Below are 7,295 nucleotides of genomic sequence, written 5' to 3'. Positions count from 1 at the left end.
ACCGCATACGCACCGAAGGCATCGAGAAGAACACCCACGACAACCCCTTCGGCGCCGTCCTCTCCTTCCGCGGCACCGTCACCGACACCACCGTCAAGCACGCCCTCTCCGGCAAGGTCATCGAACTCACCGACACCTTCCCGGTCCCCGACGCCAAGGCGTTCGAGGTCGGCCAGTGGTGGTCGGTCCAGGTCGATCCGGTCGCGGGCGGCGGCCGTGACGAACGCGAACTGCAGAAGCTCGTCGAGATCACCGAGATCATCGACGCGGACCACATCCGGATCGGCTACCTCAACGGCTGGGAACTCGCCGCGGGCCGCACCCTGACCTGGACCCGCGTCGAGCCGGTCCGCGACACCCACATCCGCAACATGGTCTTCGAGGGCGCCGGCCCCGACGAGTACACCGGCTCGCATCCCGTCAGCTTCGAGTACGCCGTCGGCTGCGACGTCTCCGGAATCCACGCCACCGGGACCTTCTGGCCGGTCATCATGCGCCGCTGGTGCACCCGGTTCCGTACCGAGGACTGTTCCCTGAAGAACCCGCCCACCGTCGAGTACGGCGGCGCGGGCTACCTCACCCAGCAGATCTACTGCCTGTACGGACGGGTCGAGGACTGCACGACCAGCAATGTCCGTCATCTCAACGACCTCACCGCCTCCGCCTACTGCACCGTCGTGAACTGCCACGGCGACGGCGACGACGCGGGCGGCAACCCCTTCACCTCCCACGGCCAGTACGAGCACGATCTGCTCTTCGATGGCAACTCGGGACTGATGGACATAGCCAACTCCGGTGCGCAGTGGGGGATTTCCGCCAAGCGGATCACCGTACGCAGACATGTCTGCTCCTGGTTCACCGCCAACACCAAGATCACCGATCTGACGCTCGAAGACATCACGGTGATCGCGCGCCCCACCTTCGACCAGGCCGGCACCCTCACCGTCAACGCCGACGGCGCCCAGGTCCGCGGCTGCACGGCCAAGACCTTCGCCGTCGCCCAGCGCTCCACCCGCTCCACCCGGCCGACCACCATCAGCGACTGCTCCTTCGAGCCGCCCGCGGGCGCCGTCCTCGTCCAGACCCCGGTCACCACGCCGGTCCACTTCGTACGCTGCGTCTTCAAGGGCGTCGACGGCGCGATCCTGCGCGGTGCGGGGCCCGTTCGCTTCACCGACTGCACCGTCACCGGCTCGGACGACGCGGCCCCGCTCTCGGTCGGATCGGCGGATCTGCGGATCGACGGCGGCAGTTACGACAACACCGGCATCGAGCTCAGTGCCGTGCGCGACCAGCGGATCACCGTCACCGGTGGCGCCCGTCTCACCGGCAGCAACAAGGCCAAGGCGCTGCTCGGCCGAGCGGCCGGGCCCGGCAAGGTGACCTGGGACATCTCCGCGCTCAGCAGCGCCGCCTCCGGACCGGACACCGTGCACGTGCGCATCGCCGACGGCGCGAACCACTACGCGGCGACCGGCAGCCGCTTCACCGGCGGCACGCTCCACCTCGCCCCGGAGGCCCTGGACTCGGTCCTGCACACCGCGTGCGTCGAGGACGGCACCCGGCGCAGCGCGATGCCCGCGAACGGCGACTCGGTACGCACGGACGGGAACCTGACCCTGTGACCGCCGTCGTCAGGACCGCGACCCCGGCCGACGACCCGGCCCTGGCCGCCCTGTGGCAGCGCTGCTTCGACGCGCCCCAGATCGCCCGCCTGCACGCGCTGGACCCCGACCGCCATCGCCACACGTTCGTCGCGCAGAACGGTCCGGAGGGCGGGATCGACGCCGTCGTCGTCTACGTGCCGAGGCTGATCCGTGACGCGCACGGCACGCCGCAGCGGGTCGGCGGCATCGGCAGCGTCGCCACCCGCCCCGAGGCCCGCGGCCAGGGGCTGGTGCGGCGGCTGCTGGTGGAGGCCGAGCGCACCATGACGGCCGAACGATGCGCATGGTCCCTGCTGTTCACCGGGACGCCCGGCGTCTACCGGGGCTCGGGATGGCAGGAATTCGGCAGTACGTACACCGAGGGGGTGCTGGTGCCGCCGGCCGCCTCCGGGGCGTTCCGGGTCCGCGGGGCCACCGCGCGGGACGCCGTGGAGGTGACCGCGCTGCACCACGCGTACAACGCGAACAGGCCGCTCAGCACGTTGCGGGGCCCGGAGGACTGGGCGGTGCGCGTACCTGCCTGGTACGGCGCGCCCGACCGCTCGCTCGTCGCGGTGGACCCCGCAACGGGGACGCTCGTCGGCTGGATCGTGGCCCAGCACGTGGGGCAGTGCGTGGAGGTGCGCGAATTCGCGGGCGCGCCCGAGTGCCTGGGTGAGCTGTTGGCTGCCGTCGGTGCGCGGGGCCGGGCCGCAGGGCTGACCCGCGCCCGGGTCAGGCTCCCGGACGGTCCCGAGGTACGGGCGGCCCTGCCGGCCCTGCTGGCCGATCCCCGGACGGTGGCGGAGCACGTGGGCATGGCACGACCACTGCACGCCACCGTCGAGGCCGTCCGGGCCACGGTCACGGCACCGGGCGCGGTCCACTGGTACGGCGACTGTTTCTGAGGGCCGGGCGGTCGTCGGAACGGGGGAGCGGCCGTGACACCCGCCGGTCCGGCCGGGAACGCCGTGGCGTACTACGCCTTGCCCGTCGGCGTCGGCTCGTCGTACGCCGACGTCCCCGAGTCCAGCAGGGGCTCCTGGGTCTTGAGGTGCGCCGGGGCGAAGGCCCGCAGTACGTGGTAGCCGGTGATCACCACGATGGTGCCCAGCGCGATACCGCTCAGCTCGAAGTTGTCGGTGATCTTGAGACTGACCCCGCCGACGCCGATGATGATGCCCGCCGCGGCCGGCACCAGGTTCAGCGGGTTGCGCAGATCGACCTTGGCGTTCAGCCAGATCTGGGCGCCGAGGAGGCCGATCATGCCGTACAGGATGACGGTGATGCCGCCGAGCACACCGCCGGGGATGGCGGCGACCACCGCACCGAACTTGGGGCAGAGCCCGAAGAGCAGGGCGAAGCAGGCGGCGGCCCAGTACGCGGCGGTGGAGTAGACGCGGGTCGCGGCCATGACGCCGATGTTCTCCGAGTACGTGGTGTTCGGCGGACCGCCCACCGCCGTCGACAGCATCGACGCGGCGCCGTCGGCGGCGATCGCGGTGCCCAGCTTGTCGTCCAGCGAGGCGCCGGTCATCTCGCCGACGGCCTTGACGTGTCCGGCGTTCTCGGCGATCAGCGCGATGACCACCGGCAGGGCGACAAGGATCGCCGACCACTCGAAGCTCGGCGCGTGGAAGGACGGGAGCCCGATCCAGTCGGCCTTGGCGACGCCCGACAGATCGAGCCGCCAGTGGTCGACGGCCTCGGCGCCGCCCGCCGGAGAGTGGATCTTGCCGAAGATCCGGTCGAGGACCCAGGACAGCGCGTACCCGAAGACCAGGCCCAGGAAGATCGCGATGCGTGAGAAGAATCCGCGCAGGCACACCACGGCCAGTCCGGTGAACAGCATCACCAGCAGTGCCGTCCACTGGTCCTGCGGCCAGTACGTCGACGCGGTCACCGGAGCCAGATTGAACCCGATCAGCATGACGACGGCGCCGGTGACCACCGGCGGCATCGCCGCATGGATGATCCGCGCGCCGAACCGCTGCACGGCGAGACCGGCGAGGAAGAGCACCACACCGACGGCGAACACCGCGCCGGTGACCACGGCGCTGCTGCCACCGCTCGCCCGGATCGTCGCGGCGACCCCGACGAACGAGAGCGAACAGCCGAGGTAGCTGGGCACCTGCCCGCGCGTGGCCAGCAGGAAGATGGCCGTCGCGACACCCGACATCATGATCGCCAGGTTCGGGTCCAGGCCCATGAGCACCGGGGCGACGAACGACGCACCGAACATCGCGACCACGTGCTGGGCGCCGAGTCCGAACGTACGGGGCCAGGAGAGCCTTTCGTCCGGCCGGACCACGGCCCCCGGTGCGGGGGTCTTCCCGTCGCCGTGCAAGGTCCAGCGCACGCCGAGGCCCATGGTTGCTCCCTGTGTGTAGATACGGGGTCCAGTGCCTCGCCCGGCATGGTGCTCACCGCAGAAATGATCAGCGCAATGATAATGCCGAATCGCGGCGCGCCCTCGGCCGGGCCGCGGACGGGGGAGCACCGCCGCTGTGCGGGCCGGGGGCCCGCGCCCCGCACAGCCCTCGGCTCAGGGGCGCGGCTCGGCCGCCGCCGCGTTCGGAGCGCCGGCATCCGAGGACGACACCGACGACACCGCCCGGCGGTCACCCGCCCGCAGCACCCCGGCCCCCAGCACCAGGCCGAACGCCAGCACCGTCACCAGGCCGAACGACACGACCAGCGAGGTCGCCTCGGCCAGCGAGCCGATCGCGGACGGGGCGATGAGCCCGGAGGTGTACGTGATGGTGGCCACGCCCGCGATCGCCTGACTCGGATTCGGGCCGCTGCGCCCGGCCGCGGCGAAGGCGAGGGGGACGACCACGGCGACCCCGAGGCCGAGGAATCCGAAGCCGCACATCGCCAGTACCGCGTTCGGTGACGCGACAACGAGCACTCCGCCGATCGTCGCGAGGACGCCGCCGACCCGTACGGTCCTGACCGCGCCGAAGCGGTCGACGACCTTGTCCCCCGCGATCCGGGCTACCGCCATCGTGAGCGCGAACGCCGTCGTGGACGCCGCGGCCAGCCCGGCGGAGGTGTCCATGATGTCCCGCAGGTAGACCGCCGACCAGTCCAGGCTGGCCCCCTCCGCGAACACCGCGCAGAAGCCCACCGCGCCGATGATCAGCGCCGACTTCGGCGGCAGCGTGAAGCGCGGCGGCGGCTCCTCGTCCGGCTCGCTGCGCAGATCCAGCACGCCGCGGCAGGCGATCAGGCCGAGCGCGGTCAGGACGAGGGAGGCGAGGGCGTGGTGCAGCCGGGCGTCGGCGCCCAGATGCGCGGCGACGGTGCCGGCGGCCGAGCCGATGAGTGCGCCCACGCTCCACATCCCGTGCAGCCCGGACATGATCGACTTGTCGAGGCGGTTCTCCACCTCGACGCCGAGGGCGTTCATCGCCACGTCCGACATGCCGGCCGTCGCGCCGTACACGAAGAGCGCCGCGCACAGCGTCAGCAGATTCGGTGCCAGCGCGGGGAGGACCAGCGCCAGTGTCCACAGGGCCAGCAGTCCGCGCAGCGCTGTCCTGGCGCCGAAGCGATGGCTGATCGCGCCGGCCAGCGGCATCGAGAGCGAGGCGCCGATCGCCGGGAAGGCGAGGGCGAGACCGAGCTGCCCGGCGCTGACCCCGGCATGGTCCTGGATCCAGGGCACCCGGGTGGCGAAGCTGCCGGTCACCGCGCCGTGCACGGTGAAGACCGCGGCCACGGCGAACCTGGCCCGCCGCACCTGTTCCATGCCGAAGACCGTCTCTGTGGAATCCGTTGTCATACCGCCGTGCCCTCCCCTGGGAATCCTCTGTCACCGGCCACCCCGGTGCCCGTCTTCGCGGTGCGCGCAGTAAACTATCAGGAACCCTGCCTGATAAATAGCCCACCCGCCCCACCCGTGCGGCAGTGATCTGGAAGGATCCCGGCATGCCCGCATCACCGAGCACCGCCCGGGCCATCAACGACCGGCTCGCCCTGCGACTGCTCCAGCAGGACGGCCCGCTGACGGCCTCGCAGTTGAAGACCCTGACCGGTCTCTCCCGCCCCACCGTCGCCGACCTCGTCGAACGGCTCCAGGGCGCCGGTCTGATCCGGGTGGTCGGCGAGTCGGGCGCCGAGCGCCGTGGTCCCAACGCCCGGCTGTACGGGATCGTCGCCGACCGTGCCCACCTCGCCGCGCTGGACGTGCGCACCGGCAGCGTCGCCGTGGTCGTCGCCGACCTCCTCGGCGCCACGCTGGCCGAGGCCACCCTGCCCATCGGTGGCGACACCGGCACCGAGGCCGCCGCCGAACAGGCCGCGGCACTGCTGGAACGCACCGTCCGCGAGGCGGGCGCCGCCCCGTTGCACAGCGTCGGCATCGGCGCGCCCGGCCTGATCGACCCCGTCACCGGCGAACTGCGCGACACCACCGGGCTGCCCGCCTGGCACCGGCGACTGGTGCGCGTGCTCCAGCAGCGGCTGCCCGCCACCGTGCTGGTCGAGAACGAGACCAATCTCGCCGCCGTCGCGGAGCACCGCATCGGCGCGGCCCGCGAACGCGACACCTTCGTCCTGTTCTGGCTCGGGCACGGCGTGGGCGCGGCCGTCATGCTGGACGGGAAGCTGCGCCGCGGGGCCTCCGGCGGCGCGGGCGAGATCGGTTTCCTGCCGGTCCCCGGCGCGATCGGCACCCCGTCGGCCGTCAATTGCGACGGAGGTTTTCACTCGCTGGTGGGTTCCGCCCCGGTCTGTGAACTGGCCGCCGCCCACGGGATCGTGGCGCCTGCTGAAACGTCCGACGGGGACAAGGAGCCGGGCGCCGCGTTCGCCGTGCGGGCCGCGCTGGCGGGGGAGGGGGAGAGCGAGGCGTTCCTGGACGCCCTCGCCGAGCGGCTCGCACTCGGCGCCGCCGCGATCGCCTCGGTCCTCGACCCCGGCTGTGTGGTGCTCGCCGGCGAGGTCGGCCACGCGGGCGGCGACGCGCTCGCGGCGCGGGTCGAGGAGCGGCTGGCCGGAATGTCCCCGCTGCGTACCGAGGTCAGGGCCGGGCGGCTCGGCGGTGCCGCGGTGCTCCGCGGCGCGCTGCTCGCCGCACGGGAGTCGGCCCAGGACGAACTGTTCGCCCCGGCCGGCTGAGCCGCGCGGCGAAGCAGGCCAACTGACAAGGGGGCGGGTCGTGTTGATGCCCCGGGTGTGCGCACACAGCAGGACCGCTCCTCGGAGGTGACGCAGAGATCAAGAGGACTGGACCATCGCGTCAATAGGTCCGGACCCTTGATGCCCGACTGTCCCGTTGCGGTCCGCGTTCCGCGCCGCCTGTGAGCCACCCCACAGACGCGCACCCATATGGCCCATCGGCGGGCGTGGCACACTGATCGTGTACCAGCAGCAGCGCACTCCGGGGTCGGTGCAATTCCGAACCGGCGGTTATAGTCCGCGACCCGTCCGCATCCAGCGGCCGGTTGACCAGGTGGGATTCCTGGACCGACGGTTAAAGTCCGGATGGGAGGCAGTGCGCGGCGGGCCGTTTCACGGGTACGCCGCCGTCGGCGGATGGTCTTCGGGCGACCGATCCATCCGTTTGTTCCGGCATTTCGGCGTCCCCGCGTCGCGTTCCCGCTTCATCTGTCGTCATCGACAGGCCCCGGAGTCCGTGCCCGA

5 protein-coding genes and 1 riboswitch are annotated in these 7,295 nt (G+C 71.8%); of the genes, 3 read left to right on the top strand and 2 right to left on the bottom strand.

The annotated features are described in order from the left end of the window. Both ACF1B9_RS28850 and ACF1B9_RS28845 read left to right on the top strand, forming a co-directional pair. Positions 1-1,625, top strand: a 1,625-nt coding sequence (locus ACF1B9_RS28850; RefSeq protein ID WP_391745332.1) for a peptidase C14, incomplete at its 5' end; no start/stop codon positions are given. Next, complete coding sequence (locus tag ACF1B9_RS28845) at positions 1,622-2,554, top strand: GNAT family N-acetyltransferase (protein ID WP_391745333.1); 933 nt, start codon at positions 1,622-1,624, stop codon at positions 2,552-2,554. The genes ACF1B9_RS28850 and ACF1B9_RS28845, both read left to right, overlap by 4 nt. Positions 2,555-2,625: 71 nt before the next feature. Here the strand turns inward: ACF1B9_RS28845 and ACF1B9_RS28840 are convergent, their stop codons facing one another. Together ACF1B9_RS28840 and ACF1B9_RS28835 are read right to left on the bottom strand one after the other, a co-directional pair. Continuing rightward, positions 2,626-4,017, bottom strand: a complete 1,392-nt coding sequence (locus ACF1B9_RS28840) for a uracil-xanthine permease family protein (protein ID WP_391745334.1) — start codon at positions 4,015-4,017, stop codon at positions 2,626-2,628. Between the two features lie 174 nt (positions 4,018-4,191). Continuing rightward, on the bottom strand, positions 4,192-5,433 hold the full coding sequence (locus tag ACF1B9_RS28835) for an MFS transporter (RefSeq protein ID WP_391745335.1): 1,242 nt from the start codon (positions 5,431-5,433) through the stop codon (positions 4,192-4,194). Between the two features lie 146 nt (positions 5,434-5,579). Between ACF1B9_RS28835 and ACF1B9_RS28830 the strand changes: the two genes are divergently transcribed. Continuing rightward, positions 5,580-6,770, top strand: a complete 1,191-nt coding sequence (locus ACF1B9_RS28830; RefSeq protein WP_391745336.1) for an ROK family protein — start codon at positions 5,580-5,582, stop codon at positions 6,768-6,770. A gap of 253 nt (positions 6,771-7,023) precedes the next feature. Next, positions 7,024-7,154, top strand: a riboswitch (FMN riboswitch). Positions 7,155-7,295: the final 141 nt, after the last annotated feature.

The organism is Streptomyces sp. NPDC014727, from assembly GCF_043083485.1.
Taxonomy (GTDB): Bacteria; Actinomycetota; Actinomycetes; order Streptomycetales; family Streptomycetaceae; genus Streptomyces.
The sequence above is the reverse complement of the archived record's forward strand: the minus strand, read 5'-3'. Positions and strand labels throughout refer to the sequence as shown.